Origin of the sequence: Actinomadura kijaniata NBRC 14229 (assembly GCF_001552175.1) — a bacterium.
Lineage (GTDB): Bacteria > Actinomycetota > Actinomycetes > Streptosporangiales > Streptosporangiaceae > Spirillospora > Spirillospora kijaniata.
Window position 1 is genome coordinate 35,736 of record NZ_BCQR01000040.1, and the last position, 26,659, is coordinate 62,394.

The window sequence follows — 26,659 nt, forward strand, 5'->3', positions numbered from 1 at the left end:
ATTTAGTACGACTGTGCTACAAAAGGAACGTAACACGACCGTGCTATAAAAAGCCATGCCCAAGGTCGTGGATCCCGAGGAACGCCGCCGCGAGCTGGCAGAGGCCGTCTGGCGCGTGGTGCGGCGCGACGGCCTCGACCAGGCGTCGGTCCGCAACGTCGCCCGCGAGGCCGGCCTGTCGATGGGCTCGCTGCGGCACTACTTCACCAGCCAGGCCGAGCTGCTGGCGTTCACCCTGCGCACCGTCACCGAACGGATCGAGGCGCGCATCGCCGCCCTCCCCGACGAGCCCGACCCGCGCCGCCGCGCCGAGGCGGTGCTGGCCGAGCTGCTGCCCCTGGACGCCGAGCGCGCCGCCGAGAACGAGGTGTGGATCGCGTTCACCGCCCGCTCCCTGGTGGACCCGGAGCTGCGCGCGCTGCGCGACGAGGGCTACCGCGCGCTGCGCGACGGCTGCCGCGCGCTGGTCGCCGCGCTCGCCCCGGACCGCGACGTCGAACGCGAGACCGAACGCCTGCACGCGCTCGTCGACGGCCTGGCGATCCACGCCGCCACGCGCCCGGACGAGACCACCCCGCAACGGATGCGCGAGGTCGTCCGCGCCCATGTGGCCGAGCTGACACTGGACCGACCCGGTGCGTCAACTTCTCGTTAGCAGGGCTTTTCACAAAGGGTCAAGTCTCCTTGAACTCTCAACCTAATTCCTTGTGAAAAGTGTTCACTTTGGGGTTGTGAGGCGACTTAGGGTCTCCTAAAGTCAAGACCGCGGAAGTCCCCGCGCCGAAACCCGGGCGGGAATGGAACCGCGTTCTCCATCGCGGGGCCGGCCGTCGCACATCGGCGGCACCCCCGCGCCGAAAGCCGCTGCACCGCGGCAGGCGAAACAGGAGGTCATATGTCTGTGTCACGCGCCGTTCGGTGGGCCGTCACGGCCGCCGCACTCGTTCCCCTCACGGCCGTCCCGGCCGCCGCCGACCCGCGCCCGGCCGGGCCGGAGGGGGCCTACCTGCTCATGGTCACCCCGGTCGGCGAGGCGGCCCCCGAACGCTCCGCCACCTTGTGGTGCGGGCCGGACGGCGGCGCGCACCCCGTCGCCGAGAACGCCTGTGACCAGCTAAGAAAGGTCTCCGGCCGGATCGGCGACCTCGCCGAGCAGCCCGGTCCCTGCACGCTGGAGTACCGGCCGGTCCGGGTCACCGCCGACGGCCACTGGCGCGGCGCGCCCCGCCACTTCGACCGGGTCTACCCCAACCGGTGCGCCGCCGTGCGCGGCACCGGGGGCGCGCTGTTCGCGTTCTGACGACCGCGTCCGGCCGTTTCCCCGCCCGGCCGCGCGTCGCCGCTGCACAACGCGCGACGGCGGCCGATGAAATCGCTTTCCAATTTCCCAAGCGGCCGACGCATGCCCAAAAACACCCCGCAAAAGGAAGACGAATTTCGGCATGCATCTCAGCAGCACGATAGTCGCGAGTTTCGTCGCGGCCGTCTCCACGACCGGAGCGACCGTTCCGGGAACCATCCCGACAATGGTCGTCTACGAGAGGACCGGCGGTTTCGCCGGGGTGAGCGACCGGGTCACCGTGGACCACACGGGCACGGTCGTCACGCGCGGCGGGACGTTCGAGCTCGCCCCGGTCGAGGTCGGCGAGCTGCGGCGGGCGCTCGACCGCATCACCACGACCGCCTCGTCCGCCGAGGGATGCGACATCCCCGACCATTTCACCTACACGCTCTCCTATGACGGATGGCGTGCGACGCGCTGCCACCGGGTGCCGCGGGACTGGATGCCCGCGGTGATGCGGCTCGCCGCGCTGGCCGAGCGGCCGGGCTGACCGACCGCGCGCCGGGGGTGTACCCAGGTGCACCCCCGGCCGCGTTCCAGGCCCCGTGCGCGCGTCCGGTCCGCCCGCGAGACTGGACCTCGTCGGTCGGGCGAGGTACGGAGAAGACGGTGAACGGTGAGGTCGCGGACAAGGGCACCTGGTGGCGGGAGCGCGTCAGGGCGCCATGGCGGGGATTCCAGATCGGGCTGCTGGCGACGCCCACGATCCTGCTGCTGTGCGCCCTGTCGCTCTCCCTGTCGCTCGTCGGCGTCGGGCTCGGCATCCTGCTGGTCCCGGTGGTGGTCGGGGTGGCGCGCGGACTGCTCGACACCTACCGCGACCTGGCCTTCCGGTGGTCCGGTCAGCGCGTCGAACGCCCCTACCTGCCCGCGCCCGACGGCGCGGAGGGGCGGTGGAACCGGTTCGCGCGGCTGATGGCCGACCCCGCCACCTGGCGCGACCTCGTGTGGATGCTCGCCGAGCCCGTCGTGGTGCTGTTCACCGCCCAGCTCCCGGCGCTGCTCATCCTGTACGGGCTGTGGGGCTGGATCCTCGCGAACGGGCTCGCCCAGGAGCTCGTGCAGCACGGCTTCAACGACTGGTACACGTTCGTCCACATCGAGTCCGGCTACGGCAGCCCCTTCCAGGTGGCCCAGACGCTCGCGGTGGCGACGGCGTTCCTCGTTGCCGGGTTCCTGTCGGGGCCGTCCCTGCTGCGCGTCCACGGGCGGTGGGTCGCCACGCTGCTCGGCCCCACCGAGAGGTCGCGGCTGGCGCTGCGCGTCGCGCACCTGACCGAGACCCGCGCCGAGGCGGTGGACACCTCGGCCGCCGAGCTGCGCCGCATCGAACGCGACCTGCACGACGGCGCGCAGGCCCGGCTGGTCGCGGTGGGCATGAGCCTCGGCGCGATCGAGCACCTGCTGGAGAAGGACCCGGCCCGCGCCCGCGCCCTGCTCGCCCAGACCCGCGAGTCGTCGGCGCGGGCGCTGAGCGAGCTGCGCGACCTGGTGCGCGGCATCCACCCGCCGGTGCTGGCCGACCGGGGCCTCGGCGACGCGGTCCGGGCGCTCGCGCTGGACCACCCGCTGGACGTCGAGGTGTCGGCCGACCTGCCCGGACGGCTGCCCGCCCCGGTCGAGTCGGCCGCCTACTTCGCCGTCGCGGAGCTGCTCACCAACGCCGCCAAGCACTCCGGCGCCCGCCGCGTCTGGATCGACCTGCGGCACGCCGACGGGACGCTGCGGGCCACCGTGACCGACGACGGGCACGGCGGCGCGACGCCCGAAGGCGGCACCGGGCTGCGCGGCGTCGAACGCCGGATCGCTACATTCGACGGCGTGCTCGCCCTCACCTCCCCCATCGGCGGGCCGACCGTCGTCACCCTGGAGCTGCCGTGCGCGTCGTCCTCGCCGAAGATCTAGCGCTGCTGCGCGAGGGCCTGGTCAGCCTGCTGGAGTCGCACGACTTCACGATCGCCGCCGCCGTCGACAACGGCCCGTCCCTGCTGCGGGCGCTGGTCGAGCACCGCCCGGACGTGGCGGTGGTCGACGTGCGGCTGCCGCCGTCGTTCACCGACGAGGGGTTGCAGGCCGCGCTGGAGGCGCGCCGCCGCGTCCCGGGCCTGCCGGTGCTGGTGCTGTCGCAGTACGTCGAGCAGCTCTACGCCCGCGAGCTGCTGGCCGACGGCACCGGCGGCGTCGGCTACCTGCTGAAGGACCGGGTCTTCGACGCCGCGCAGTTCGTGGACGCGGTCCGGCGGGTCGCGGCGGGCGGCACCGCCATGGACCCCGAGGTGATCTCGCGGCTGGTGGCGCGGGGCGCCCGCGACGAGCCGCTCGGCCGCCTCACCCCGCGCGAGACCGAGGTGCTGGAGCTGATGGCGCAGGGCCGGTCCAACGCCGCCATCGCCCAGCAGCTCGTCATCACCGAACGCGCCGTCACCAAGCACACCGCGAACATCTTCGCCAAGCTGGACCTGGCGGTCTCCGACGACGACAACCGCCGCGTCCTGGCGGTCCTGGCCCACCTCAACGCCCGCTGAGCCCCCAGAACGGCCCCGCCAGCCCGACCTCGCGGAAGTAGGCGGCGGCCGCGGCCGGTTCGCGGCGGGTGTAGCCGCGGTCGAGACGCCCGTCGTACCAGCGCCGGGCCAGCCGCCACAGGGTCGGCAGGTCCATCACATACCCCCGGTCGTCGCCGGTGCGGTCCAGCCAGGCCGTCACGCACGCCTCGCCGCAGAAGAGGCGCTGGTTGCCGCAGGTGCGGACGACGTCGTCCCACATGCGCGCGACCGGGACGAGGAAGTGCGCGACCTGGTCGCCGGGCGGCGGCGCGTCGCGGGTGACGTTCCAGGCGTGCGGGGCGCCGCAGGCGGGGCAGCGGGTGGAGACCAGCACCTCGGGTTCGTCGGGCAGCAGGTGCGGGAGCGCGAACGAGTCCCACGCGCAGCCGCCCCACCACAGCGTGCGGGCGCCCATCACGGCGAAGCCGAGCGGAATCGTGGCGAACGGGTGCGCCATGAGGACGTCGTCGTCGGCGTCGAGCACCAGGTGGCGGGCGTCGTGCAGCGCGCGCAGGGCCGCGCGGGCGCCGGGGCCGAAGCGGGCCGTCAGCTCCTCCGGCGACGGCGCTCGGCCGGTGCTGGCCAGCGAACGGTAGACGAACAGGCGGAGGGATTCGTGATCGCTGGTCACGCTCTTCTCACTTCTTCGGAGTTTCGGGCTATCGGGGCCGCCAGATGTTGAATTATCGTCACGGCGAGAGCCCGTTGGAGGGCGCTATGACGGTGATCCTCGTGGTGTTGTGCCTGGTGGTCGTCGGCCTGGAACTGTATCTGGGGTTCGGCGGACGGCGGCGGACGGCGGACGCCCCGGACGAGGCGGCGCGGCTGGACGAGCGCGTCGACTCCCTGGTCGCGCAGATCAACGAGCGGATGGTCCCCGAGGTCAACCGGCGGCTGGCCGGGCACCGGGAGGCGATCGCGCGGCTGGAGGCCGAGCTCGCCGAGGTGCGGGCGCACCTGGCCGGGCGGCTCGCGCAGGCCGCCGCCGAGTCGCTCGGGGCCGACCCCGTGGACGTGGTGACGGGCACGGTGACCGGGGGAGCCGAGGTCGAGCGCGCCTACCGGCGGTTCGCCGGGAACCTCGGGCTGCGCGTGGAGCTGGCCGTTCCCGAGGACGGGCGGACGCGGTTCTTCCTGTCGGGACGCAGCCCGCGCGCGCTGGAACGCGACTTCTTCGAGCTGGTGCGCGCCCTGCGGAACGGGCCGGACGCCGGACCCGACGCCGGGTGCGAGGACGCGCGGGCGCTGCTGGCGGCGCTGCGGACGGCGGAGGCGGGCGGCGCGCGGCTCGGCCCGCTGGTCCTCGTCCGCACGCCCGGCTCGCTGGCGTGCGGGGTGCTCACGCTCGCCGAGCTGCGCCAGCACGGCGACGACGAGCCCGGCCCGGAGCGGCTGCGCGGGCTCCCCGACGGCCGCTACTGCGAGGTCAGGGAGACGTCCAGGTGAACGTCGGCCGGCGGCGTTCCAGGAACGCCGCCACGCCCTCCGGCAGGTCCGGGCCCGCCGCCATCTCCGCCACCCAGCGGGCCGCCTTCTCCTCCGCCGGGACGCCCGCCGCCAGCGCGTCCACCAGCTCCTTCGTCGCCCGCTGGGTCAGCAGCGAACGCGTCGTGAGCGTCGCGGCGAACTCCGCGACCCGCGCGTGCAGGCGGCCGGCGGGCAGCAGCTCGTCGAGCAGGCCGATGCGCAGCGCGTGCGCGGCGTCGACCAGGTCGGCCGAGTACAGCAGGTACTTGGCGGCGGACGGGCCGACGAGCCGGACGATCCGGGCCGTCGCCGACAGCGGGTAGACGATCCCGAGCCGCGCCGGGGTGATCCCGAACCGGGCGTCGTCGGCGGCGAACCGCAGGTCGCAGGCGGCCGCGAGCTGGCAGCCGCCACCCACGCAGAACCCCTCGATCGCCGCGATCGTCGGCTTGGGGAACGCGGCCAGGGCCTCCTCGGCGGCCGTGGACAGGTGCCCGTCGCCCGGCCGGTTGATGTCGGCGAGCTCGCCGATGTCGGCCCCGGCGCAGAAGTTGCCGCCCGCGCCGGTCAGCACCACGACCCGCACGGCCGGGTCGGCGGCGAACCCCGCCAGGATCTCCGGCAGCGCCCGCCACATGGCCGCGGTCATCGCGTTGCGCTTGGCGGGCCGGTCGATGGTGATCGTTCCGACCCCGTCGGCGACGGTCCGGCGCAGCTCGACGGTCATCTCTCCCCCTTCGACGGCCCCTCCGGCGGCCTGCCGGCGGCCCCTCCCACCGGGCGTCGCAATCGTACGGAGCGGCATTCCCCGGACGAATCGCCAGGGTGCGGGGAATGCTTTTCGGCGGTCGTGTGCTGTACTGTCGTGGTAGCGCCTTCGTTCTCCGTCGGGAGAGACGGCGAAGACGTGCATCTTTCCCCGCACGGGCCATCTGAGCGCCCGGTGATCCGCGTGTTCCCCATTCGTCCGCGCCCGAAGCGACCGACCGTCGTTCCGGGCCTCGCACCAAGGGAGCCGACGACAGCCCGGTGAACCGAGCTGCTTTCTTCTCATTCCCCTCGCGCACACGCCGTGAAGCCGTTCCGGCGTACGCCAGAAAGGACTCCCCTTGACCGCACCCACCGTCGAACGACCGGTCGCCTCCACCGGGCAGACCCTTCCCGCGCAGGTGCCCAGGCAGAACCGCACCGAGCGCCGCACGCGCAAGGCCGCCCCGGCCCAGCCGCCGGTCGACGAGGTCGTGCTCCCGTTCTCGGGGGTGCTGACCATCCAGGACAAGCACGCGTTCGTGCGGACCCAGGGCTACCTGCCCGGCCCCGACGACGTGTACGTGTCCCTGTCGCAGGTGAAGAGCCACCACCTGCGCCCCGGCGACGTCGTCGTCGGGACCTACCGCGCGCCCCACTCCGGACGGGAGAAGTTCGGCGCGCTGCAGTCCGTCGAGACCGTCAACGGCCTCCCGCCCGCGCAGGCCGCCGGCCGTCCCGAGTTCGGCAAGCTCACCCCGCTGTTCCCGGACGAGCGGCTGCGGCTGGACACCGGGCCGCTGGCCACCCGCGTGATCGACCTGGTCGCCCCGATCGGCAAGGGCCAGCGCGGGCTGATCGTGTCGCCGCCCAAGGTCGGCAAGACCATGGTGCTCCAGGCCCTGGCCAACGCGATCTCCCTGAACAACCCCGAGGTCCACCTCATGGTCGTGCTCATCGACGAGCGGCCCGAGGAGGTCACCGACATGCAGCGGACCATCCGCGGCGAGGTGATCCACTCGACGTTCGACCGGCCCGCCGAGGAGCACACCCAGCTCGCCGAGCTGGCCGTCGAGCGTGCCAAGCGCCTGGTCGAGCAGGGCCACGACGTGGTCATCCTGCTGGACTCCATCACCCGGCTGGGCCGCGCCTACAACCTGGCCGCGCCGTCCAACAGCCGCATCCTGGCCGGCGGTGTCGCCACCACCGCGATCTACCCGCCCAAGAAGTTCTTCGGCGCCGCCCGCAACATCGAGAACGGCGGCTCCCTCACGATCCTCGCCACCGCGCTGGTGGACACCGGCTCCCGCATGGACGACGTCTTCTTCGAGGAGTTCAAGGGCACCGGCAACATGGAGCTCAAGCTCGACCGGGGCCTGGCCGACCGGCGTGTGTTCCCCGCCGTCGACATCGAGCAGTCCGGCACCCGCCGCGAGGAGCTCATGATGGCCCCCGAGGAGCTCGCCCTGAACTGGCGGCTGCGCCGCGCCCTGTCGGGCATGGAGAGGCAGCAGGCCGTGGAGCAGCTCCTGGAGCGGATGAAGGGGACCTCCTCCAACGCCGAGTTCCTGCTCAAGGTGCAGCAGACCGCCGCGAACGACTAGGACCGCCGCCCCGCGGGGCGCGGACCAGGACAGGCGCGGACTAGGAGTCGTGCTCCGGCCGGAGCGTGCTGAGTACCCGGTCGTAGAGCCGCTGACCCGGCGTCCACCGCTCGTCCGGCGCGTGGAAGGTGATCTCGTAGCCCGCGGTGCGGCTGCGCAGCCCGTGCGCGCCGTCGCGCTCGCCGCGCGGGCCGGTCCAGACGTACTCCCACTCCGCGGCGCCCGGGGCGAGATGCGGCGCGGCCTCCAGCCGCAGCCGGCGGTAGCCCGGATAGGTCCGGTCGCGCCCGGCCTCGCGCTCGGCGGCCTCCAGCCCGGCCAGCGCGTCCCCCGTGACGCGGGCGATGCGCAGCTCCCGGATGGAGTCCGGGTCGTCCCAGACGACGACGCCGCCGTGGTGCGAACGCCGCCAGTCCGCCGGGACGTCGACGCGGTAGCCCGGCCCGTGGTAGGTCACCGTCCGGTCCGTCGCGTCCGGCGCGGGCGTCAGCAGCAGCGCGTCGCTCTGCCCGACCGAGTTCCAGCGCGCCGACCACATGCCCAGCACGACCACCAGCCCGGCGAGCGCGGTCACCCCCGTCACCGCGCCGGCCCGCGTCGCCCGCGGGCGACGTCTCCGCAGCAGGCCCCGCCGCGCGTACGGGACCATCGCCCGCGACACGAAGCGCGACGCTCCGGTCCCCGCGATCCGCTCCAGGGTCGCGGTGAGGACGGCGGGATGCGGCCGTTCGGCGGGATCCTCGCGCAGCAGCGCCGTGATGACGGGGCCGAGCGCCCCGGCGCGGCGCGGCGGCCGGTAGTCCCCCAGCAGCACCGCCAGCATCGACGCGAGCGCGTGGCAGCGCAGGAAGGGTGGGACGCCCTCCACGGCCGCGTACAGCGTGGCGCCCAGCGACCACAGGTCGGAGGCGGGCACGCCGGGATCGCCGCGGACGCGTTCGGGCGGCAGGTACGCCGGGGACCCCTCGACGCCCGCGACGATCGTGTCGACGACCTCCCGTCCCCGGTGCAGGGGGACGGCCAGGCCGAAGTCGGTGAGCAGGACCCGGCCGTCGTCGCACAGCAGCACGTTGCTGGGCTTGACGTCGCGGTGCAGGATCCCGGCGGCGTGCGCGGCGCGCAGCACCGACAGCACGGCCGCGCCGATCTCGGCGGCGCGGGCGGACGGGACGGGGCCGTCCTCGCTCAGCAGCCGGTGCAGCGAACGCGCCTTCAGGTACTCCATGACGACCCACGGGCGGCCGTCCTCCACCACCACGTCGTGGACGGCGACGACGCCGGGATGGCGCAGCGCGGCGGTCGCGCGGGCCTCGTCGATCAGGCGGCGGCACAGCATCCGGCGTTCGCGCGGGGTGAGGCTCGCGGGCAGCCGCACCTCCTTGATCGCCACCTCCCGGTCCAGCGTCTCGTCGTAGGCGTGCCACACCGTGCCCGTGCCGCCCCTGCCGACCGGCACGAGAAGGCGGTACCGCCGCGCGAGCGGCGCCCGCCGTTCGACCCTCATGGGGTGGTTATGCGGGGAAGCGGGTCAACTCATGTCCCGGCCGCCCCCATCATTTCTTGACCAGGAGGCAGCGCGGCCGCCCGGAGGAGGCGTGGCGGCGCCGGCGCAGCGTCCAGCCGATCCAGCCGACGCCGCCGGCCGGGATCTCGACCGCGTAGGTGTAGAACGAGTACAGGATCGTCGCGGCGGCGGCCTGGCCCGCCGGAACGCCGAAGTGCACCAGCAGCGCGGCGGTGCCGGTCTCGCTGATGCCCGCGCCGCTCGGGGTGACGACGGCGGTGGTGAGCATCCGGTTGATCGCGAACACGGCGACCACCTCGGCCAGCTCGACGTCCGCGCCGACCGCGACCAGGCAGGCGTGCAGCAGCACCGCCTGGAGCAGCAGGTAGGCGACCATCCCGGCGGTCAGGCCGCGCCAGCCGGTCCGCAGCACCCCGATCGTCTTGCCGCGCACGTCCAGCAGCACCCCGTCGGCGCGCAGCAGCAGGGCGCGGGGGCGGCGCGGCAGCCGCAGCGCGACCCGGCGGACGCCCCGGTCCACGGCGTGGGCGGCCTTCTCCGAGCGCAGCGCGAGCGCCAGCAGCCCCACGATGCCGAGCAGCGCGGCGGCGGCCAGCAGCGCCATCACGGCGGTGCGGCGGTCGGGGACCTCCCCGGCCACCAGCAGCGCGATGATGCCGACGGCCGGCAGCAGCAGCCGCGACAGGACGTTCCACACCCCGGTGACCAGGGTGGACACGGCGATGGCGGCGTTGCGGTGGCCCCAGCCGCGCGCCATCGCGAACGTGACCGCCACGCCGACCGCGCCGCCGAACGGCAGCAGGTTGCTGACCGCGCTGCCGACGGCGTTGAGCATGAACGCGTGCGGGTGCGTCAGGCCCGGCAGCGACGCGGTCAGCACGTAGGTGTAGGCCCACAGGCCCGCCAGCCACAGCGCGGTCAGGCCGACCAGCCATCCCACGTCCAGCTCGCCCAGCTCCCGGAAGATCTGCTCCCAGTCCACGCCCACGACGTAGGGCATCGCGGCCAGCAGGGCCACCGCGCCGGCCAGGGACAGGGCCGACAGGGCGACGCGGGCGCTCCGGTTCAAGAACCCGCCGTATCGACGAGCGTCCCGCGGGCGCCGGGGTGCCCGGTGTCGGCGGGCCAGCGGTCGAGCGGGTGCGTCAGGGTCGTTCCGGGCGGCAGGTCGCGCCGCACGTAGTACTCGGTCCCGAGGACCCTGCGGAACAGCGGGCGCGGCAGGCGCAGCAGCGCCGCGAGGGTCCGGACCGAGTCGCCGCCGGTCGCCTGGGTGGCGTGCGCGGCCATGCTGGCGCGCTTGGCGTCGGCGAACCTTCCGACGCGCACCCGGTGGGTGATCTCGTCGCGGCCCGCGTAGGCGGTCGCGAACCGCCCCAGGTCCAGGGTCCTCGGCGCGAGCCGCAGCCGCACGATCGGGCGCAGCGCGCGCAGCAGCAGGTCGCGGTCCACGGTGGCCTCCAGCACGACGGGCGTCCCGGCCAGCCGCGCGGCCTCGGTGCCGACGCGGTGGACCTGGACGTGGTCGGGGTGGCCGTAGCCGCCGGCCGGGTCGTAGACGACGAGCAGGTCGGCGTCCTCCCGGCGCAGGAGCCCGGCCAGCCCGGCGGCGGCCTCGGCGACGTCGGCGGACGCGAACCCGCCGGGCGCGGCGCCGTCCAGCCCGGAGTCGGCGTGGCCGAGCACGACGACGCGGGCGACGCCGAGCACCGCGGCGGAGGCGTGCAGCTCGGCGGTGCGGACCTCGCCCAGCGGGCGCTCCCCCTCGGCGGCGAGCCCGCGCTCCCCGGCGGTCGCCACCACGAGCACCACCCGGTGGCCCTCCGCCGCCAGCAGGGCCATGGTGCCCGCCGTCAGCAGCGCCTCGTCGTCGGGGTGGGCGTGGAAGAAGACACAGGTCCGTCGCACGGGAACTAGATTCCCGTACCGACGTGAAGTTCAGGTCTGGCCCGCGTCAAAACCGGGCCATTCCATGGTGGCAGGACGGGCCCGGGGCGCGCGGCTCCACAGACTGCCAAGCGATGAGAATTCTCCACGTCAGCGACTCCTACCTGCCGCGGCTGGGCGGGATCGAGGTGCAGGTCGACGGGATCGCGCGGGCGCAGCGCGCCGCCGGTCACGACGTCGCCGTCGCCACCGCCACCCCGGGGCACGCGGGCGGGCCGCCGCCGTCCTCGCCGTACCCGGTGGACCGGCTGGTGCTGCCGATGCCCTGGGAGCTGCCGGTCGGGCGTTCGGTGGGGGCGCTGCTGACGCACCGCAAGCCCGACGTGCTGCACGTCCACGCGGGCGCGGCGTCGCCGTTCGCGTGGCGGGCGGTGGGGCGGGGGCTGGACGTGGGGCTGCCGGTCGTGCTCACCGTCCACAGCCTGTGGGGGCCGCTCAGCCGGACGGCGTACCGGGCGCTGTTCACGTCGTGGTCGCGGCGGCACGGGCTGGTGGTGACGGCGGTGAGCGAGGCGGCGGCGCACCCGGTCCGGCGGGTGGTGGACGACCGGGTGCCGGTGCGGGTGGTCTCCAACGGCGTGGACCTGGAGCGCTGGCACGCGTCCGGGGGGCCGGTCCCGCCCGGCGGCGGGCCGATGCACGTGGTGGCGGTGGGCCGGCTGGCCCCGCGCAAGGAGCCGATCACCCTGCTGCGGGTGCTGCGCGACGTGGCGGCGGCCGTGCCGATCCGCGCGACGATCGTCGGCGAGGGCCCGGCCCGCGCCCGGATGGAACGCTTCCTGCGCCGCCACGGCATGGAGTCCTGGGTCCGCCTGACCGGGCGGCTGGACCAGCCGGGGGTGCGGGAGGTGCTGGCGGGGGCGGACGTGTTCCTGGCCCCGGCGGCGCGGGAGTCGTTCGGGCTGGCGGCGCTGGAGGCGCGGCTGGCGGGCGTCCCGGTGGTGGCGCAGGCGGGCAGCGGGGTGGCGGACTTCGTCCGCTCGGGCCGGGAGGGGCTGCTGGGCCGCACCTACGCCGACCTGTCGGCGGCGCTGGTGACGCTGGCCCGCGACCCGTCGCTGCGCCACCGGATGGCGGCCCACAACCGCGCGACCGAGCCGCTGCGGGTGACCTGGCCGAGGGTGCTGGAGGAGTTCGCCGACTGCTACGAGCAGGCGGCCGGCGTCCCCCTGACCCCGGCCCGCTGGACGTGAGCGCGGGCCGGGCGGGCGGGGCTCAGGCGAACTGGGACCTCGCCCACTTGTAGTCGGACTTCCCGACCGCCGTGCGCTGCACCTCGTCCACCAGCTTCAGGGTGCGGGGGAGCTTGTAGCCCGCCAGGCGGTCGCGGCAGTGGCCGGTCAGCTCCTCCAGGGTCGGGGTCCGGCCGGGGACCGGGGCGACCACGGCGGCCACGCGCTGGCCGTAGCGTTCGTCGGGGAGGCCGATCACCACCGCGTCGTAGACGTCGGGGTGGTCCTTGAGGGCGACCTCGACCTCCTCGGGGTAGACCTTCTCGCCACCGGTGTTGATCACCAGGGAGCCGCGGCCGAGCAGGACGATCGTGCCGTCCTCCTCCAGGGACGCGAAGTCGCCGGGGATCGACCAGCGGACGCCGTCGGCGTCGGTGAAGAACGTCGAGGCGGTCTTGCCCGGGTCGTTGTAGTAGCCGAGGGGGATGTGGCCGCTGCGGGCGAGCCGGCCGATCTCGCCGGGACGGACGGGCCTCAGGCCGTCGTCCAGGACGGTGATGCCGGGCTTCATCTGGAAGCGGGCGGTGCCCTCCTTGCCGCCGACCGACGGGCCGCACGCGCCGGTCTCGGACGCGCCGTAGTTGTCGAGGAACATCACGTTCGGCAGGTGGGCGCGCAGCTCCTCCTTGGCGGCCTCGGTGAGGGGCGCGCCGCCGGAGGCGATGGCGAACAGGGAGGACGTGTCGTGGTCGCCCTCCGCCAGGGCCCTGGCGACCGGGCGGGCCATGACGTCGCCGACGAGCATGAGGACGTTGGCCTGCTCCTCGGCGAGCAGGCGCAGGGCCTTGTCCGCGTCGAACGCGTGGTCGGTGTACAGGACGACCTTCGCGCCGCTGAACAGGCCCATGAACGCCACCCACTGGCCCGCGCCGTGCATCACCGGGGCGCAGTCGAGCACGGCCATCGGGGGCTGGTCGGCGTTGGCGGCGATCGCCTCGGGGCTGGTGATGGGGTCGCCGAGGACGTTCCCGCCGCCGAGCGCGCCGAAGAAGATGTCCTCGCACCGCCACTCGACGCCCTTGGGATATCCCGTGGTGCCGCCGGTGTACATGATGTAGCGGTCGTCGCTGGACCGCTCGGGGAAGTCGGCGTCGGGGGACGCCGCGGCCAGGGCCTTCTCGTACTCGACGGCGCCGGGGACGTCGGCGTCGTCGCCGTCCTCGATGACGATGACGTGCCGGAGCCCCGGCAGGTCGCCGCGGATCTCCTGGACCCGGCGGAGCAGGGAGCGCTCGGCGACGAGGGCGACCGCGTCGGAGTCGGACAGCACGTGGTGGAGTTCGGCGGCGACGTAGCGGAAGTTCACCGGGATCGGCACGGCGCGGATCTTGAAGATGCCGAACATGGCCTCGATCCACTCGACCCGGTTGTGGGCGAGGATCGCGACGTGCTGGTGCGGCCCCACCCCGGCGGCGGCCAGGTGGTGGCCGACGCGGCCGGCGCGTTCGTCCAGCTCCCGGTAGGTGCGGCGGTCGTCGCCCGCGACGAGGGCGGGGCGGTCCGGGCCCGCCGCGGCCAGGATCTCCAGAAGGTCGGCCAGGTTGTAGCTGCGCGCCATCGCCGTGTCCTCGCTGTCGGGGTGGGAGGGACCCTCCCGATCATCCCCGGCGGACGGCGCGCGTTCAATTCCTCTGTTGACGTTCAGTCCAATGACTTGGGTCACACGGCGCGGGGGCGGGGGCCCGCACCGTGCCTCCTCGCGTCCGCGTCAGGTCAGCCCCGGGTCCCGGTCGCCCAGAGCGCGCGGTTCGCGCGGTCGTAGATGACGACGTTGCCGTCGTTCTGGACCGACAGCGCCGCGCCCGCGTGACCGTGGGTGCGGCTGTTCCACAGCGGGGTGCGGCCCTTGTAGACGACCAGGTTGCCGTCCCGCTGCATGAGCGTGAACGCGCCCTTGTGGCCGGTGGTGCGGCTGCTCCACAGCGCGGTGCGGCCCTTGTACAGGACCAGGTTGCCGTCCCGCTGCTGGACGAACATGAACTTGCGGTTCGGCGAGACCACGTACTGGTCGGACTTGAGCACGTGGCCCGGCCTGAGGCGGCCGATGTGCATGTGCCGCGACCACAGCGCGGTGCGGCCCTTGTAGATCACGAGGTTGCCGTCGTTCTGCACGGCCAGGAACGCGCCCCGGCCCTGGGTGCCGCTGTCCCACAGCGCCTTGCGGCCCTTGTAGACGACGAGGTTGCCGTCGGTCTGCATGGCGGCGAACGCGCCCTTGTGCCCGGCGGTGATGGTGTTCCACAGCGGGGTGCGGCCCTTGTAGAGCACCAGGTTGCCGTCCTTCTGCATGAGCAGCAGGTAGCGGCCGTTACGGGACTTGCGGTACTGGCCCGGCTTGAGGAGCTGGCCGGGCTTGAGCAGGTCGCGGGCGGCAGCGGCGGCGGCCTGCGGGGCGGCCGCCTGGGGCGCCTGCGGGGCGGCCTGGGCGGGAACGCTCACCGCGACCGACGCCATGGCCGCGCCGAGAGCCACGAACCCGAGCTTCTTCAACATGCGGTTCCTCTCCGGTGTCTCATCCGTCACCGACGCCCCGGGGGGCGTCGCCTGTCATCAGATGACGCCCCCTGTGCGGCGGTTCCACCGGATGCGCAAAGGTTTCGGCGGCACGCCCCGGCGCGCGGAGGAGGGGATCATCGGTCACGGCGGATCGTTGAGGGGAGGGAGCACTCCCGGGCGGGGCCCGGGGTTACCCCGCCCTGTGACGCAGATCACCGGCATTGGCCCGCCGCATCCGGCCAAAACGAACCGTTCTTACACGCCTCTTATCTGGGTAACGGCATGCTTGGCCGTAACGATTTAGCAACAGACGGGGGTAGTGGTGAGCGCAGGCGCAATGGCGTGGACACCTCCGACGTGGGAGGAGATCGTCACCGAGCACTCCACGCGAGTGTTCCGGCTGGCATACCGGCTGACGGGCAACCGGCACGACGCCGAGGACCTGACCCAGGACGTGTTCATCCGGGTCTTCCGCTCGCTGTCCTCCTACAGTCCGGGGACGTTCGAGGGCTGGCTGCACCGCATCACGACGAACCTGTTCCTGGACCGCGCCCGCCGCAAGCAGCGCATCCGCTTCGACGCGCTGGCCGACGACGCCGCCGAGCGCCTCCAGGGGCGCGAGCCGAGCCCGGCGCAGGTCTACGACGAGCGGCACCTGGACGCCGACATCCAGCGGGCGCTGGACTCGCTGGCCCCCGAGTACCGGGCCGCCGTGGTGCTGTGCGACATCGAGGGGCTGACCTACGAGGAGATCGCGGCGACGCTGGGCGTCAAGCTCGGCACCGTGCGGTCCCGCATCCACCGGGGCCGCGCCCAGCTGCGCGCCGCCCTGGAGCACCGCCGCCCGGTCGAGTCCCCGGTGACGACCCTGACCTGACACCCCGAACACGACGCCCGGAACGTGACGCCCCGAACGTGACGATCGTCACGCGTGACCGGTAAGTGAACGCTGTCTACCCTCCCTCTCGTGGACATCGTCTTCGAGCGACGCGGATCGGGCGCGCCGCTGGTGCTGCTGCACGGCATCGGTCACCGGTGGCAGGCGTGGGAACCGGTCCTGGACCTCCTCGCCGCCGAGCGCGACGTCATCGCCGTCGACCTGCCCGGCTTCGGCGCCTCCCCGCCGCTGCCCGCGGGCACGCCCTACACGCTCGACACGGCCATGGCGAACCTGGCCGCGACGTTCGAGCTGCTCGGCCTCGACCGGCCGCACATCGCGGGCAACTCGCTGGGCGGGCTGTTCTCGCTGGAGGCCGCCGACCGGGGCCTGGTCAGCTCCGCGACGGTGCTGTCCCCGGCGGGCTTCTTCAACGCGGCGGAGCACCGCTACGCGAAGGCGGTGCTGCGCGCCTCCCGGCTCGGGGCCAACGTGCCGGGCCCGGTGCTGGACCGGCTGGCGCGCTCCCCGCGCCGCCGCGCGGCCCTGTTCGGGATGATCTACGGCCGCCCGGACCGGCTGACCGTGGACGCGCTGCTGGCCGACGCCCGCGCGCTCCGCGACGCCCCGGGCTTCGAGGCGACCCTGCGGGCGAGCCGGAAGGTGCGCTTCGCGGGCGCGTGCGCGGACGTCCCGGTGACGATCGCCTGGGGCACCAAGGACCGGCTGCTGCGCGCGGGCCAGGCGGTCCGCGCCCAGCGCCGCCTGCCGCACGCGCGCTTCGTCTGGCTGGAGGGCTGCGGCCACGTCCCGATGGGCGACGACCCGGAGCTGGTGGCGAAGGTGCTCCTGGAGGGCAGCGACCACCCGCTGCTGAGCGCCACCGGGGAGCAGGCGACCGCCTAGGCTCGGCGGGGTGAGCGAGACGGACGCCGAGCTGGCCCGACGCTGGCTGGCGGGGAACGGGGTCGTCCGGACCCGTCCCGGGGAGTGGAACGACAACGGCGTCCTCCGGGACGCCGGTGCCATGGCGCACGCCTGGGCCGAGGAGACGGCGACCGTGACCGCGCCGGGTGGCGGCTGGGATCCGGCGTTCGCGCTGCGGTTGACGTTCGGGCTGCTGGACCTGCTCGACCACTACTGGGTGACGCACGAGCTGAGCCATCTCGTGCTGACCGAGCCGTCGGTGGCCGGGGCCTTCTGGGCGGGGTGCCGGCGGCGGCTGGAGGCGCCGGAGGAGCCGGAGGCGCTCACGTACTCGCTGTGGGTGGACTGGTTCGAGGACGTGCGGACGGTCGGGACCGCGTTCGGGGAGACCCTGGGCCGGGACGTGGAGGCGTTGCGCGCCCCGGCGCCCGGCCTCCTGCACCGGGCGCGGCACGTGCTGGACAACTCCGGCCCGGTGCCGTGGGAGCTGAAACGCCCCGTCTACGGGACGGCGGTGGACGTGCCGGAGCTGCGCCAGGCGCTGTTCCGCGGCCTGCTGCACGGCTACCACGACGTCTACGGAAAGCTGGAGCCGTCCGAGGCGCTGGCCCTGCTGCGCCGCCTGCGCCTGCCGGAGGGCACCGAGCACCTGGCGGCGCTGGAGAGCGTTCTGGCCGCGGGCCACCGGAACCACCACACCTCCCCCGGGGCATGGCCCCGGGCTGGGCGGAATCTCCCAAGGGAACCTCACGGCTAGTAGTCGATCTTCGACTGTGGGTTAGATGTGGCGGCGTTCCCACAGCGTGGGCGCGTTCACGACAGCGTCGGCCGGCGGCGTCCGGGGCAGGCCTCCCATGGCGGCGCGCCCCCGTGGCGCCGGTCCCGGCCGACCCTCCATCTCTGGAAGGAGCGATCCGATGCTGGCAACGACTCTGGGTGGCGTCGCCGCACTGGCCGCGATGCTGACCTCCGCCGCCCCCAGCACCGCCGTGGAGGCGTGCGAGAAGATGATCCGCAAGCATCCGGCGCACGTCCGGGTGGACTCCGCCACCATCGGCGGCGACAAGCGGACGCTGCGGGTGAAGGTGACCTACCAGTGCAGGGAGGCCACCCACCTGGCGGTGGCGGCCGGGCAGCCGCCCGCCTCCAGCGGAGGCACCCCCCGCTACCAGCGCATCGGCGCCGCCACCACCCCCGCCAAGTGCGACGGCAGGCGGCACACCCGCACCCTGACCGCCAAGCCGCAGGGCGACTTCGCCAAGGTCTGGCAGCGCGGCGCGCCCGCCACCGTCGGCGCCACCCTGCAGACCGCCAAGGCCAACTGCCTGTACACCCTGGCCAAGACCAGCAGGAACCTGCGCCTCAGGTGACCTGACCGGCCCCGCCGGGACGCACCGGGCCGGGCGGACGCGGGCGCGGCTCTCCCGCGGCCGCCCGGCCGTGCGCCGAGGCCGCGACCAAAGTCGCGGCCCGCTAGACCATCGACCGACGAAAGGGCCCACCGCCCCTTCCCAGACTCGGGGGCGTGAAGCCGCAGAACAACGCCGACCCGTCGGCGCACAAGGCCACCGTGCTCGCCGAGCCGGCCTGGGCCGTGACGCTCGTCTGCGTCGCGGGCGGAACCGGGCTCGGCCTGCTGGTCCCCCTCCTCGCGGACTGGCTCGTGACCCTGCCCTGGGCGCCGTTGCAAGGACCGGCCGAGCTGCTGGCCTCGGTCCCGGAGCCCGGTCTCACCATCGGCGCCGTCGCGGTGGGCGCGCTCCTGGGTCTGGTGGCCGCCCTCGTCGCGATGCACGAGTCACTGTCGGTCGGCGTCTCCGGCGGCCGCGTGGTCCTCACCGTCCGGGACACGCCCCGGGAGTTCGCGCGCGCCGAGGTCGCCCTGGCGTTCCGGGACGGCAAGCAGCTCGTGCTGCTCGGCCCGGACGGCATGGAGCTCGCGCGGGAGGACTGCGGCCTGTCCTGGCAGCGCCTCACCGACGCCTTCGCCGAACACGGGTACCCGTGGGCGGACGAGGATCCGTACCGGAACGAGTTCCGCCGCTGGGTCCCCGGCGCGCCCGGCCTGCCCGAGGGGGCGGACGCCCTGCTGAGGGCCCGCGCGGCGGCGCGCAAGCGGGACGACGCCGAGGACGCCCGGGAGCTGCGCCGGGAGCTGGCGGGCCTCGGCGTGGTCGTGCGCGACGAGAACGGGCGGCAGTACTGGCGCACGCCTCAGCGGTGACCGGCCCACCCGGCGGGGTCCCGGAACGCGTGCAGCAGGTGCGCGAGGGCGGCGCGGAGCCCGGCGGGGTCCAGGTCCAGGGCCCCGGCCCCGGCCAGGTGGTCGAAGATCAGGCCGTCGAGGTACGCCACCAGCAGCGGGGCCTGCGCCCCGGGATCGGGGGCCCCGGCCGCCGTCAGCATGGCCTCGGTCATCGCGCGGGAGCGGCGGCCCGCCCGGACGAAGACCGCACGGACCTCGGGGCGGCGGTTGGCCTCCAGCGCCAGTTCGTAGCGGGCCAGCATGCGGGAGCGGCCGGTGGTGGTCCAGCGTTCGACCAGGCGCGCGACGGACTCCACGACGTCCGCGTCGTCCGCGCCGCCCGCGGCGGCGAGCGGGGCGGCCATCTCGGCGGCGTCCACGGCCTCCAAGCGCTCGATCACCGCCTGGAGCAGGGCCTGGCGGGTGCGGAAGTAGTACGAGCAGGAGCCCTCGGGCAGGCCCGCCTCCCGGTCCACCGCGCGGTGCGTCAGGCCGCGCGTGCCCTCGCGGGCGAGCGTCTCGATCGCCGCGTCGGCCAGACGGTCCCGGCGGGAGCCGTCGGCGTTCATCTGCCACCCCTTTCCCGGCCCCTCTGCCGGCCGCGCTCTCTACAAGTGTAGAGTCAGTGGTGTCCACTACAGATGTAGAGGTGATGGACATGAGCGAGCGGACCGCCGTCGTGGCCGGCGGCGGGATCGGCGGGCTGGCGGCCGCCCTGGCCCTGCACCGGCGCGGATGGGACGTCGAGGTGCTGGAGCGGGCTCCCGCGTTCGGGGAGGTCGGGGCCGGGATCTCCCTCTGGGCCAACGGGGTCCGGGCCCTGGAGGCGCTGGGGGTCGGGCGGGCCGTCAGGGATCGTTCGATGCCCGAGCGCGAGGCGGGCATCCGGGAGCCGGGCGGGCGGTGGCTGTCGCGCGCCGACACCGGCGCGCTCGAACGCCGGCACGGCTCCGTCGTGGTCCTGCACCGGGCGCACCTGCTGGACCTCCTGCGGGAGGCGCTGCCCGAGCGGATGCTGCGGACCGGCGCCGAGGTGAGGGCGGTCCGGCGGGCCGGGGAGCGCGTCGAGGTCGAGCACACGGGCGGGGTCTCGCGCGCCGACCTCGTGGTGGGGGCGGACGGCATCGGCAGCGCCGTGCGGCGGTCGGTGTGGCCGGACGCGCCCGGACCCCGGTACGCGGGCTACACCGTCTGGCGGGCGGTCATCGACCCCGGACGGCCGTTGCGGGCGGGCGGCGAGACCTGGGGGCGCGGCCGGAGGGTCGGGCTCGTCAGCCTCCCGGACGGGCGGGTCTACATGTTCTGCGTCGCCGACGCCCCGGCCGGGGGACGGGCGCCGGACGGCGAGCCGGCCGAGCTCGGGCGGCTTTTCTCGGGGTGGCACGCGCCGATCCCCGAGCTGCTGGCCGCCGCCCCGGAGGACGCGTTCGTCCGGCACGACATCCACGAGCTGCCGCCGTTGCGGACGTACGTGTCGGGGCGGGTCGCGCTGCTGGGCGACGCCGCCCACGCCATGACCCCCAACCTGGGGCAGGGCGGCAACCAGGCCCTGGAGGACGCCGTCACGCTCGCCGCGCTGCTCGACCGGCATCCGGCCGTCGAACGCGCGCTGGCCGCCTACGACCGCGAGCGGCGGCCCCGCACCCAGATGATCGCCCGGCGGTCGCGGTGGATCGGGGAGGCCACACGGTGGTCGTCGCCGCTCGCCGTCGCGGCGCGCAACACCCTGATCCGCCTCACCCCGGCGAGCGCCATGCCCCGCGCGCTCGCCCCGGTGCTCGACTGGCGCCCACCCACCTGAGACCCGCCGCGTCACGGCCGGTCGGCTTCACCGACCGGTGGCCGGAAACGCCACGCACCCCACGCGACGAGCACCACCACGCCCGCGAGGAACACCGCGATGCCCATGGCGAGCACCGCTCCCCGGCCACCGCGACGACGCGCCGCCCGTCCCAGCGGGCCGACCGCGCTGCCGTGAGGGCCACTCCCTCGGCCACGCCCGCCCGGCCGAACGTCAGGGAGCGGAGCCGGGCAGGCGTGGCCGGGTGGCTATTCGGCGGTTTTCCGCCACACCGATATGTGCTCGGGGCTCTCGTGGGTGAAGGGTTCGCGGGTCCAGGACTGCCAGCGCTCGACCAGGCGCATCCCCGCGATGCGGGCCATCAGGTCCAGCTCGGACGGCCACACGTAGCGGAACGGGATGGACCGGAACGAGCCCCTGCCCCCGGTCACGTCGACGTAGTTCGAGCTGAGCGACTGCGTCGCGCAGTCGTACACGTCGTAGGCCCAGCCGGTGGGGCTCGTGCGGAACGGCACGACGGTCTGCCCCGGTGGCAGCTTGCGGAGTTCGGGGACGCCGACCTCGATGACGAAGCGGCCGCCGGGTTCGAGGTGGGCGGCGGCGTTCTCGAAGCAGGCGAGCTGGGCGTCCTGGCTGGTCAGGTTGTTGATGGTGTTGTAGACGAGATAGGCGAGGGCGAACGCGCCGTCGACGCGGGTGGTGGCGAAGTCCCCGATCGTCACGCCGACCGCGTCGCCGCCGGGCTTGGCGCGCAGGCGCTCGACCATCGCCCGCGACAGGTCAACGCCGTGGACGGGAACGCCGCGCCGCGCGAGCGGGAGCGCGATGCGGCCCGTTCCGACGCCGAACTCCAGGGCGCGCCCGTCCCCGGCCAGGTCGGCCAGGAAGTCGACGGCGGGCTCCACCGCCTCCGGCGCGAACATGTCCGCCGAGTCCTCGTCGTAGGTCGCGGCGACGTCCTCACCGAAACAACCGTCCGGATCTTCCATGCCGGGACCGTAACCCCCGGCCCGTCCACCGGACCAACGGTTTTCCCGCGCGGATCGGGGACGCCGTCCGTCCCGTGGCCGGAATCGGCCACATTTGCGAGGGGAACCCCGGAGCGCCGCCATCCGACGAAAGAGTCAGCCGCGGAGGGGAGACGCCCGATGTCCCATGGATACGACACGCACCGGTACCCGGCGGAGCCGGGGGCGGCCGTCGCCCGGCCGTCCTCGCTGGACACCGCGTTCGTCCTGATGCTGCTGGGCGCGGGCATCACCCTTGTCGGCGCCCTGTTCACGCTGGTCGTCGGGGTGGGCATCGGGATGGCGCTCGCCTCCCCCTCCGGCGACCCGGATACCAGCGGGTTCGCGGTGGACATGGGCATCGGCGTGGGGATCGTGATCCTCATCGCCGTGGTCCAGGTCGGCCTGTGGCTGTGGATGGCGTTCGCCAACCGGGCCGGACGGCCCTACGCGCGCGTCGTGTCCGCCGTCCTGTTCGGGATCTACTCCCTGCTCGTCCTCCTCCACGTGGCCACGGTGCTCATGGCGCCCGGCGCCTCGCTGTCCATCGCGTTGTACTCGCTCGGCCTGGTGCTCTCGCTGGTCATCTGGGGCGTCGGGCTGGGAGCGACCCTCCTGCTGTGGCGGTCGGACGTGTCCGCCTACATCGCGGCGCGATCCGGCCACCCCGGCCCGTCGTTCCAGGACCAGTGACCGCCGCACCACCGGTCGCGTGACGGATTCGCTCCACGGCGGCCGCGCCTAGCGTCCCCGGCATGGACACGGTGGAGTGGATCAGAAGGACGGCGCACCCGCTGGCGACGGTGGATCCGGCGGACCCGCTGGACGACCTGCGGCCCCTGGCGGGGATGGTCGGGGACGCCTCGGTGGTGGGGTACGGGGCCGGGACGCGCGGGGCGCACGAGGTGTTCGCGTTGCAGGACCGGATCGCCCGGCTACTGGTCGGGGAGGCGGGGTTCCGGGTGGTCGCGTTCGACCTGGACTGGACGCTCGGGGCACGGCTCGACGCGGCCGTTCGCGGGGAGGGCGACCCGGCGGGGATCCTCGCGGGCGCCGAGGCGTTCGCCGACACCGAGGAGGTGCTGGCGCTGCTGCGGTGGGTGCGCGGCTTCAACCGCGCCCACCCGGACGACCCGGTCGGGATCGTGGGGGTGAGCCCGCACGCGGTCGGGCCGGAGGCGTACGACACGGTCGTCGCCCACGTGCCCGAGGCGGCGGAGGTGTACGACGGGCTGCGCCCGGACGGGGACGTCGCCGCGCACGCCCGGCGGCTGCGGGCGGCGGCGGACCGGCGGTCCCGGGTGGAACGCGCGCGGGCGGCGCACGACCTGGTGGCCGCGCGCGGGGCCGGCCCGCTCGTGCTGCGGTCCGCGCGGGTGATCGTCCAGTTCCACGAGCTGCACGACCACGACGGGCGGCCCGAGGACCCGATGAACATGGCCTACTACGAGAAGGCGTTCGCCGAGAACGTCGAGTGGTGGCACCGGCACACCGGCCGGAGGGTGCTGTTCTGGTCCTCCAGCTCGCACACCTGCAACGGCCTGCGGCGCGGGTTCCCGCCGTTCCCCTCGCACGTCTCCCGTAACGCGGGCAGCCACCTGCGGGAACGGATGGGCGACGGCTACCTCTCGCTCGGGATCACGTTCCACGAGGGCGAGCTGGCCACCTACGGGGAACCGGCGACCGGGCGCGTTCCGGAGAGCGGCCCGGAGCTGGCGGAGGCGACGCTGGACGCGGCCGGAGACGGCTACCTGCTGGACCTGCGGGCCGGGCCCCCGCCGCCGGCCGGAGGGTGGCTGGACCGCGAGGCCCGGTTCCGGGTGATCGGGAGGCCCACCGACGACGGCTCCCACTACATGACGGGCGGATCGCCGCGGGAGTGGTTCGACGTCCTGGCGCACTGGCGGCGCGTCACCCCCGCCCGGCGGATCCGGCGGGGGTGACGCGGGGGCTCACTTCCAGCGGTCGCCGGTGAGGCGCTCGTAGACCTCGACGTAGCGGGCGCGGGTGGCGTCCACGACCTCCTGCGGGATCTCCGGGCCGGGCGCGGTGCGGTCCCAGTCCAGGGTGCTGCTCCAGTCGCGGACGTACTGCTTGTCCAGCGAGTGCGGCAGACGGCCCGGCGTCCAGTCGTCGGCGGGCCAGAAGCGGGAGGAGTCGGGGGTCAGGACCTCGTCGCCGAGGACCAGGGTGCCGTCGGCGGCGCGGCCGAACTCCAGCTTGGTGTCGGCGATGATGATGCCGCGCTCGGCGGCGACGGCCGCGCCCCGCCGGTAGATCTCCAGGGTCTTGGCGCGGAGCTCGGCGGCGGTGTCCGCGCCGATCTCGTCCACCACGTCGTCGTAGGTGATGAACTCGTCGTGGCCCTCGGTGGCCTTGGTGGTCGGCGTGAAGATCGGCTCGGGCAGCCGGGACGCCTCCACCAGGCCGGGCGGGAGGGCGACGCCGGAGACGGTCCCGCCCTTCCGGTACTCCTTCAGGCCCAGCCCGGCGAGGTAGCCGCGGGCGATCCACTCGACCGGGAGCATGGTCAGCCGCTTGCAGCGGATCGCGCGGCCCGCCCACTGCTCCGGGACGTCGGTCGCGGAGATCACGTGGTGGGGGACGACGTCGGCGAGCCGGTCGAACCACCACAGCGAGATCTGGGTGAGGATCCGGCCCTTGTCGGGGATCTCGGTGGGCAGCACCACGTCGTAGACGCTCACCCGGTCGGAGGCGACCAGGATCAGGTCGTCACCGTCGGCGTACACGTCCCGGACCTTGCCGGAGTGGACCAGTTCCATATCGCTCCTCAGCTTGGGATCTCGTATTCGTAGGTGGCCCAGCGGCCCGCGACCGAGACGAACTCGCCGTACTCGATCACGTTGCCGTCGGCGTCGCGCATCCAGTTGCGGCCGCGCAGCACGGGCGCGCCCGGCGCGACGCCGAGCGCCGCCGCGTCCTGCTCGGTGGCGGACGACGCGGTGAACTGGTCGGTCTGCGGACCGGCGACGCGGCGGCCGGTCGCGGCCCGGACGACGCCGAGGGTGCCGCCCTGCCCCAGGCTGCCGGGGCGCAGCAGGGCGGGCGCGATCCGGGCCAGCTCGCCGTCCAGCCAGGACGTCGAGGTCGAGACCGGGACGCCGTCCTTGTGGGTGACGCGGCGGCGGCAGACCACCTTCGCGCCCTGGTAGAGGCCGAGGGCGTCGGCGACGTGCGGCGGCGCGGCGACCAGCTCGGCGGAGACGATCTCGGCGTGCTCGTCGGCCGGGTAGATCCGGCCGGTGAGGGCGGCGACGATGCGGTCCTTGGGGGCGTTGAGCGCGCTGCGGGTCGTCACGACGGTCCCGACGCCGGTCACGCCCACCGCCAGGCCCTCGGAGCGGAGCGCGGCCAGGACCTTGGTGGCGGTGGCGAGGGACACGTCCCACCGCTGCGCGATCTGCCGGGCGGACGGCACGTGGTCGCCCTCGCGCAGCGCCCCGGACTCGATCTCGGCGCGGATGTGCTTGACGATCTGCAGGTAGGGCGGGTCGGGGCGGTGGATCGCGGGGGCCATCGGACGGTCCTCTCGGGGGCGGACGGTCCGCAGTGTACTAGTACACCGTGGACTGACCGTCGCGACGCCTGCGAATGGGCCCGGTCACCGCCTGACCCGGTCCCGCGCGCCGGGGCGTTCGACGCCGTTGACGGCGACGCAGATCCCGAAGACGCGGGAGTGGCCGGTCCAGCCGTTGACATGGCCCCGGTTGTTGCCGATCTGGACGCGCCCCTTCGCGCGGTCCACGGCGGTGACCAGGTGCAGGTAGGTCGTGCCCGCGACCCGCGCCAGCGCGATGTCGCCGACCTCCAGCAGCGCGGGGTCGACGGGAGCGACGGTGACCAGGTCACGGTCGGCGATCAGCGGCACCATGGAGGTGCCGGACGGGCGGAAGCTCACCGTCCCGCCCGCCGCGACGCGCGCGGCGACGGCGTCCATCTTTCCCATCGGGTCATGGTCGGTCGCCGCGCGCCGTCCGGTCCACCGGTTTTCAGGCGATCTCGGCCAGGCCGTCCTTGATGACCACGTCGCCGGTGTCGGAGGTCGTCTCGAAGACGTACCTCCCGCCGCCCGCGTCGTGGAGGCGCGTCGTGATGTCCTGGCCGGGCAGGACCGGCTTGGAGAAGCGGACCGCCAGGCGCCGCAGCCGGGCCGGGTCTCCCCCGGCCGCGTGCTCGACCACCGCGCGGGACGTGAACGCCATCGTGCACAGCCCGTGCGCGATGATCCCCGGCAGCCCGGCCGACCGCGCGAACTCCTCGTCCAGGTGGATCGGCATCGGGTCGCCGGACGCCTCGCTGTAGCGGAACGTCTGGTCGTCGTCCACGTGCTGGGTGACCTCGGCCAGCGGCGCGGCGGAGCGCAGTTCCGCGGGGAAGCCGTGCGGCGGGGCCAGCTCGCCGACGGTCTCGCCCGCCTGGAAGCCGCGGAAGAACGACACCATCCACTGCTCGTTGACCGGCTCGCCGTCGGCGGTGCGGGTCTCCAGCTTCACCGACACGGTGGTGCCGGAGGACTTGGAGGAGTAGCCGGTGACCTTGGCGCGCGACACCAGGCGCATGCCGGGGACGATCGGCCGGTGGAAGACCATGTCCTGCTCGCCGTGCACGACGAACGGGATCAGGCTGTCCGGGACGACCGTGAACAGCGGGCCGATCATGCCCTCGAACACCGGGACGATCGCGAACACCGGCGGCGCGAGCTCGCCCGACAGGTGGCGCGGGTCGGCGTCGTTGGTGGCCTCGGCGTAGGCGATCGTGCGCTCCCGCTCGACCTTGAAGTCGAACGGGTCGCTCCACACGCCCAGGTTGTCCTTGTTCATCTGCGGCTGGTCGCTCATGGCCTCTTCCTCCGGGGGAACCTGCAAGAAACATACA

The 26,659-nt window shown here is 74.1% G+C and carries 29 protein-coding genes and 1 pseudogene; 16 read left to right on the forward strand and 14 right to left on the reverse strand.

All coding sequences use genetic code 11. The annotated features are described in order from the left end of the window. Nucleotides 1–55 precede the first annotated feature (55 nt). The 5 genes from AKI01S_RS14370 to AKI01S_RS14390 all read left to right on the forward strand — a co-directional run bounded on the left by AKI01S_RS14370 (nucleotide 56) and on the right by AKI01S_RS14390 (nucleotide 3,867). Nucleotides 56–655 carry a TetR/AcrR family transcriptional regulator gene (locus AKI01S_RS14370; RefSeq protein WP_067816496.1) on the forward strand — a complete coding sequence of 200 codons (600 nt, stop codon included), beginning with the start codon at nucleotides 56–58 and terminating at the stop codon, nucleotides 653–655. Nucleotides 656–895: 240 nt separating this feature from the next. Further along, nucleotides 896–1,300 carry an SSI family serine proteinase inhibitor gene (locus tag AKI01S_RS14375; RefSeq protein WP_067816498.1) on the forward strand — a complete coding sequence of 135 codons (405 nt, stop codon included), beginning with the start codon at nucleotides 896–898 and terminating at the stop codon, nucleotides 1,298–1,300. 226 nt (nucleotides 1,301–1,526) lie between these two features. Continuing rightward, complete coding sequence (locus tag AKI01S_RS14380; protein ID WP_067816501.1) at nucleotides 1,527–1,832, forward strand: hypothetical protein; 306 nt, start codon at nucleotides 1,527–1,529, stop codon at nucleotides 1,830–1,832. A gap of 119 nt (nucleotides 1,833–1,951) precedes the next feature. Next, on the forward strand, nucleotides 1,952–3,247 hold the full coding sequence (locus AKI01S_RS14385; RefSeq protein ID WP_067816504.1) for a sensor histidine kinase: 1,296 nt from the start codon (nucleotides 1,952–1,954) through the stop codon (nucleotides 3,245–3,247). Continuing rightward, nucleotides 3,220–3,867, forward strand: coding sequence for a LuxR C-terminal-related transcriptional regulator (locus AKI01S_RS14390; protein ID WP_067816507.1), 648 nt, complete (start codon nucleotides 3,220–3,222; stop codon nucleotides 3,865–3,867). The genes AKI01S_RS14385 and AKI01S_RS14390 overlap by 28 nt, the downstream gene beginning before the upstream one ends. Here the strand turns inward: AKI01S_RS14390 and merB are convergent. Next, a complete protein-coding gene (merB, locus tag AKI01S_RS14395; protein ID WP_067816510.1) occupies nucleotides 3,854–4,519 on the reverse strand; it encodes an organomercurial lyase in 666 nt (221 codons plus the stop codon). The two genes, AKI01S_RS14390 and merB, sit on opposite strands and share 14 nt — an antisense overlap. Nucleotides 4,520–4,605: 86 nt before the next feature. On the opposite strand from merB, the gene AKI01S_RS14400 reads away from it, so the two are divergent. Continuing rightward, entirely contained in the window at nucleotides 4,606–5,334 is a 729-nt protein-coding gene (locus tag AKI01S_RS14400; RefSeq protein WP_067816513.1) for a hypothetical protein, read from the forward strand. Here the strand turns inward: AKI01S_RS14400 and AKI01S_RS14405 are convergent. Further along, nucleotides 5,315–6,082 carry an enoyl-CoA hydratase/isomerase family protein gene (locus tag AKI01S_RS14405; protein ID WP_067816517.1) on the reverse strand — a complete coding sequence of 256 codons (768 nt, stop codon included), beginning with the start codon at nucleotides 6,080–6,082 and terminating at the stop codon, nucleotides 5,315–5,317. The two genes, AKI01S_RS14400 and AKI01S_RS14405, sit on opposite strands and share 20 nt — an antisense overlap. Before the next feature lie 448 nt (nucleotides 6,083–6,530). On the opposite strand from AKI01S_RS14405, the pseudogene rho reads away from it, so the two are divergent. Beyond that, nucleotides 6,531–7,706 (forward strand): annotated as a pseudogene (rho, locus tag AKI01S_RS14410) (transcription termination factor Rho); the annotation flags it as partial. 40 nt (nucleotides 7,707–7,746) lie between these two features. On the opposite strand, the gene AKI01S_RS14415 reads toward rho, so the two are convergent. From AKI01S_RS14415 to AKI01S_RS14425, 3 genes are read right to left on the reverse strand one after another with little or no spacing between them, the layout of a single operon-like run. After that, a complete protein-coding gene (locus tag AKI01S_RS14415; RefSeq protein ID WP_067816519.1) occupies nucleotides 7,747–9,210 on the reverse strand; it encodes a serine/threonine-protein kinase in 1,464 nt (487 codons plus the stop codon). A 49-nt stretch (nucleotides 9,211–9,259) separates the two neighbouring features. After that, complete coding sequence (locus AKI01S_RS14420; RefSeq protein WP_067816522.1) at nucleotides 9,260–10,300, reverse strand: lysylphosphatidylglycerol synthase transmembrane domain-containing protein; 1,041 nt, start codon at nucleotides 10,298–10,300, stop codon at nucleotides 9,260–9,262. Then, nucleotides 10,297–11,139, reverse strand: a complete 843-nt coding sequence (locus AKI01S_RS14425; protein ID WP_083999554.1) for a PIG-L deacetylase family protein — start codon at nucleotides 11,137–11,139, stop codon at nucleotides 10,297–10,299. The genes AKI01S_RS14420 and AKI01S_RS14425 overlap by 4 nt, the downstream gene beginning before the upstream one ends. A 113-nt stretch (nucleotides 11,140–11,252) precedes the next feature. Here AKI01S_RS14425 and AKI01S_RS14430 point away from each other — a divergent pair, with 113 nt between their 5' ends. Beyond that, on the forward strand, nucleotides 11,253–12,371 hold the full coding sequence (locus AKI01S_RS14430) for a glycosyltransferase family 4 protein (protein WP_067816524.1): 1,119 nt from the start codon (nucleotides 11,253–11,255) through the stop codon (nucleotides 12,369–12,371). A 22-nt stretch (nucleotides 12,372–12,393) separates the two neighbouring features. Here AKI01S_RS14430 and AKI01S_RS14435 read toward each other — a convergent pair whose 3' ends face one another. Both AKI01S_RS14435 and AKI01S_RS14440 read right to left on the reverse strand, forming a co-directional pair. Next, on the reverse strand, nucleotides 12,394–13,968 hold the full coding sequence (locus tag AKI01S_RS14435) for an acyl-CoA synthetase (RefSeq protein ID WP_067816526.1): 1,575 nt from the start codon (nucleotides 13,966–13,968) through the stop codon (nucleotides 12,394–12,396). A gap of 155 nt (nucleotides 13,969–14,123) precedes the next feature. After that, nucleotides 14,124–14,903 (reverse strand): hypothetical protein, encoded by a 780-nt coding sequence (locus tag AKI01S_RS14440; protein ID WP_067816529.1) that lies wholly within the window; start codon nucleotides 14,901–14,903, stop codon nucleotides 14,124–14,126. 340 nt (nucleotides 14,904–15,243) lie between these two features. Here AKI01S_RS14440 and sigE point away from each other — a divergent pair, with 340 nt between their 5' ends. From sigE to AKI01S_RS14465, 5 genes are all read left to right on the forward strand, one after another. After that, on the forward strand, nucleotides 15,244–15,783 hold the full coding sequence (gene sigE, locus AKI01S_RS14445; RefSeq protein ID WP_067816531.1) for an RNA polymerase sigma factor SigE: 540 nt from the start codon (nucleotides 15,244–15,246) through the stop codon (nucleotides 15,781–15,783). A gap of 90 nt (nucleotides 15,784–15,873) precedes the next feature. Next, entirely contained in the window at nucleotides 15,874–16,689 is an 816-nt protein-coding gene (locus AKI01S_RS14450) for an alpha/beta fold hydrolase (RefSeq protein WP_067816533.1), read from the forward strand. A 10-nt stretch (nucleotides 16,690–16,699) separates the two neighbouring features. Then, the gene (locus AKI01S_RS14455; protein WP_067816535.1) at nucleotides 16,700–17,467 is read left to right on the forward strand and encodes a hypothetical protein; all 768 of its coding nucleotides are present in this window, start codon (nucleotides 16,700–16,702) and stop codon (nucleotides 17,465–17,467) included. Between the two features lie 160 nt (nucleotides 17,468–17,627). Then, entirely contained in the window at nucleotides 17,628–18,080 is a 453-nt protein-coding gene (locus tag AKI01S_RS14460) for a hypothetical protein (RefSeq protein WP_067816538.1), read from the forward strand. A 155-nt stretch (nucleotides 18,081–18,235) separates the two neighbouring features. Next, nucleotides 18,236–18,934, forward strand: a complete 699-nt coding sequence (locus AKI01S_RS14465; RefSeq protein ID WP_067816541.1) for a YqeB family protein — start codon at nucleotides 18,236–18,238, stop codon at nucleotides 18,932–18,934. On the opposite strand, the gene AKI01S_RS14470 is transcribed toward AKI01S_RS14465, so the two are convergent. Continuing rightward, complete coding sequence (locus AKI01S_RS14470; protein ID WP_067816544.1) at nucleotides 18,925–19,524, reverse strand: TetR/AcrR family transcriptional regulator; 600 nt, start codon at nucleotides 19,522–19,524, stop codon at nucleotides 18,925–18,927. The genes AKI01S_RS14465 and AKI01S_RS14470 overlap by 10 nt on opposite strands. A gap of 89 nt (nucleotides 19,525–19,613) precedes the next feature. Here AKI01S_RS14470 and AKI01S_RS14475 point away from each other — a divergent pair, with 89 nt between their 5' ends. After that, nucleotides 19,614–20,756, forward strand: a complete 1,143-nt coding sequence (locus tag AKI01S_RS14475) for an FAD-dependent monooxygenase (protein ID WP_067816613.1) — start codon at nucleotides 19,614–19,616, stop codon at nucleotides 20,754–20,756. Nucleotides 20,757–20,767: 11 nt separating this feature from the next. Here the strand turns inward: AKI01S_RS14475 and AKI01S_RS52790 are convergent, their stop codons facing one another. Together AKI01S_RS52790 and AKI01S_RS14480 are read right to left on the reverse strand one after the other, a co-directional pair. After that, on the reverse strand, nucleotides 20,768–20,863 hold the full coding sequence (locus AKI01S_RS52790; RefSeq protein ID WP_218009678.1) for a DUF4175 domain-containing protein: 96 nt from the start codon (nucleotides 20,861–20,863) through the stop codon (nucleotides 20,768–20,770). 141 nt (nucleotides 20,864–21,004) lie between these two features. Next, nucleotides 21,005–21,745, reverse strand: coding sequence for a class I SAM-dependent DNA methyltransferase (locus tag AKI01S_RS14480; protein WP_067816547.1), 741 nt, complete (start codon nucleotides 21,743–21,745; stop codon nucleotides 21,005–21,007). Between the two features lie 159 nt (nucleotides 21,746–21,904). Here AKI01S_RS14480 and AKI01S_RS14485 point away from each other — a divergent pair, with 159 nt between their 5' ends. Continuing rightward, a complete protein-coding gene (locus AKI01S_RS14485) occupies nucleotides 21,905–22,456 on the forward strand; it encodes a hypothetical protein (RefSeq protein WP_067816550.1) in 552 nt (183 codons plus the stop codon). A 62-nt stretch (nucleotides 22,457–22,518) separates the two neighbouring features. After that, nucleotides 22,519–23,706 (forward strand): erythromycin esterase family protein, encoded by a 1,188-nt coding sequence (locus tag AKI01S_RS14490; protein ID WP_067816553.1) that lies wholly within the window; start codon nucleotides 22,519–22,521, stop codon nucleotides 23,704–23,706. 9 nt (nucleotides 23,707–23,715) lie between these two features. Here the strand turns inward: AKI01S_RS14490 and AKI01S_RS14495 are convergent, their stop codons facing one another. The 4 genes from AKI01S_RS14495 to AKI01S_RS14510 form a co-directional block, all read right to left on the reverse strand. Then, nucleotides 23,716–24,546 (reverse strand): phosphoribosylaminoimidazolesuccinocarboxamide synthase, encoded by an 831-nt coding sequence (locus AKI01S_RS14495; protein WP_067816556.1) that lies wholly within the window; start codon nucleotides 24,544–24,546, stop codon nucleotides 23,716–23,718. An 8-nt stretch (nucleotides 24,547–24,554) separates the two neighbouring features. Further along, the gene (locus tag AKI01S_RS14500) at nucleotides 24,555–25,301 is read right to left on the reverse strand and encodes a GntR family transcriptional regulator (protein WP_067816559.1); all 747 of its coding nucleotides are present in this window, start codon (nucleotides 25,299–25,301) and stop codon (nucleotides 24,555–24,557) included. An 84-nt stretch (nucleotides 25,302–25,385) separates the two neighbouring features. Further along, nucleotides 25,386–25,730: a S24/S26 family peptidase gene (locus AKI01S_RS14505; RefSeq protein ID WP_067816562.1), complete on the reverse strand. Its 345-nt coding sequence runs from the start codon at nucleotides 25,728–25,730 to the stop codon at nucleotides 25,386–25,388. 43 nt (nucleotides 25,731–25,773) lie between these two features. After that, the gene (locus tag AKI01S_RS14510; RefSeq protein WP_067816565.1) at nucleotides 25,774–26,622 is read right to left on the reverse strand and encodes a MaoC/PaaZ C-terminal domain-containing protein; all 849 of its coding nucleotides are present in this window, start codon (nucleotides 26,620–26,622) and stop codon (nucleotides 25,774–25,776) included. Nucleotides 26,623–26,659 lie beyond the last annotated feature (37 nt).

Coding starts and splice junctions, on each gene's coding strand:
- AKI01S_RS14435 (WP_067816526.1), bottom strand. CDS start 13,968: ATGGCGCGCAGCTACAACCTGGCCGACCTTCTGGAGATCCTGGCCGCG.
- AKI01S_RS14490 (WP_067816553.1), top strand. CDS start 22,519: ATGGACACGGTGGAGTGGATCAGAAGGACGGCGCACCCGCTGGCGACG.
- AKI01S_RS14495 (WP_067816556.1), bottom strand. CDS start 24,546: ATGGAACTGGTCCACTCCGGCAAGGTCCGGGACGTGTACGCCGACGGT.
- AKI01S_RS14380 (WP_067816501.1), top strand. CDS start 1,527: ATGGTCGTCTACGAGAGGACCGGCGGTTTCGCCGGGGTGAGCGACCGG.
- AKI01S_RS14510 (WP_067816565.1), bottom strand. CDS start 26,622: ATGAGCGACCAGCCGCAGATGAACAAGGACAACCTGGGCGTGTGGAGC.
- AKI01S_RS14470 (WP_067816544.1), bottom strand. CDS start 19,524: ATGAACGCCGACGGCTCCCGCCGGGACCGTCTGGCCGACGCGGCGATC.
- AKI01S_RS14475 (WP_067816613.1), top strand. CDS start 19,614: ATGAGCGAGCGGACCGCCGTCGTGGCCGGCGGCGGGATCGGCGGGCTG.
- AKI01S_RS14370 (WP_067816496.1), top strand. CDS start 56: ATGCCCAAGGTCGTGGATCCCGAGGAACGCCGCCGCGAGCTGGCAGAG.
- AKI01S_RS52790 (WP_218009678.1), bottom strand. CDS start 20,863: ATGGGCATCGCGGTGTTCCTCGCGGGCGTGGTGGTGCTCGTCGCGTGG.
- AKI01S_RS14375 (WP_067816498.1), top strand. CDS start 896: ATGTCTGTGTCACGCGCCGTTCGGTGGGCCGTCACGGCCGCCGCACTC.
- AKI01S_RS14485 (WP_067816550.1), top strand. CDS start 21,905: ATGTCCCATGGATACGACACGCACCGGTACCCGGCGGAGCCGGGGGCG.
- AKI01S_RS14440 (WP_067816529.1), bottom strand. CDS start 14,903: ATGTTGAAGAAGCTCGGGTTCGTGGCTCTCGGCGCGGCCATGGCGTCG.
- AKI01S_RS14405 (WP_067816517.1), bottom strand. CDS start 6,082: ATGACCGTCGAGCTGCGCCGGACCGTCGCCGACGGGGTCGGAACGATC.
- AKI01S_RS14430 (WP_067816524.1), top strand. CDS start 11,253: ATGAGAATTCTCCACGTCAGCGACTCCTACCTGCCGCGGCTGGGCGGG.
- sigE (WP_067816531.1), top strand. CDS start 15,244: ATGGCGTGGACACCTCCGACGTGGGAGGAGATCGTCACCGAGCACTCC.
- AKI01S_RS14505 (WP_067816562.1), bottom strand. CDS start 25,730: ATGGGAAAGATGGACGCCGTCGCCGCGCGCGTCGCGGCGGGCGGGACG.
- AKI01S_RS14480 (WP_067816547.1), bottom strand. CDS start 21,745: ATGGAAGATCCGGACGGTTGTTTCGGTGAGGACGTCGCCGCGACCTAC.
- AKI01S_RS14500 (WP_067816559.1), bottom strand. CDS start 25,301: ATGGCCCCCGCGATCCACCGCCCCGACCCGCCCTACCTGCAGATCGTC.
- AKI01S_RS14400 (WP_067816513.1), top strand. CDS start 4,606: ATGACGGTGATCCTCGTGGTGTTGTGCCTGGTGGTCGTCGGCCTGGAA.
- AKI01S_RS14460 (WP_067816538.1), top strand. CDS start 17,628: ATGCTGGCAACGACTCTGGGTGGCGTCGCCGCACTGGCCGCGATGCTG.
- AKI01S_RS14415 (WP_067816519.1), bottom strand. CDS start 9,210: ATGAGGGTCGAACGGCGGGCGCCGCTCGCGCGGCGGTACCGCCTTCTC.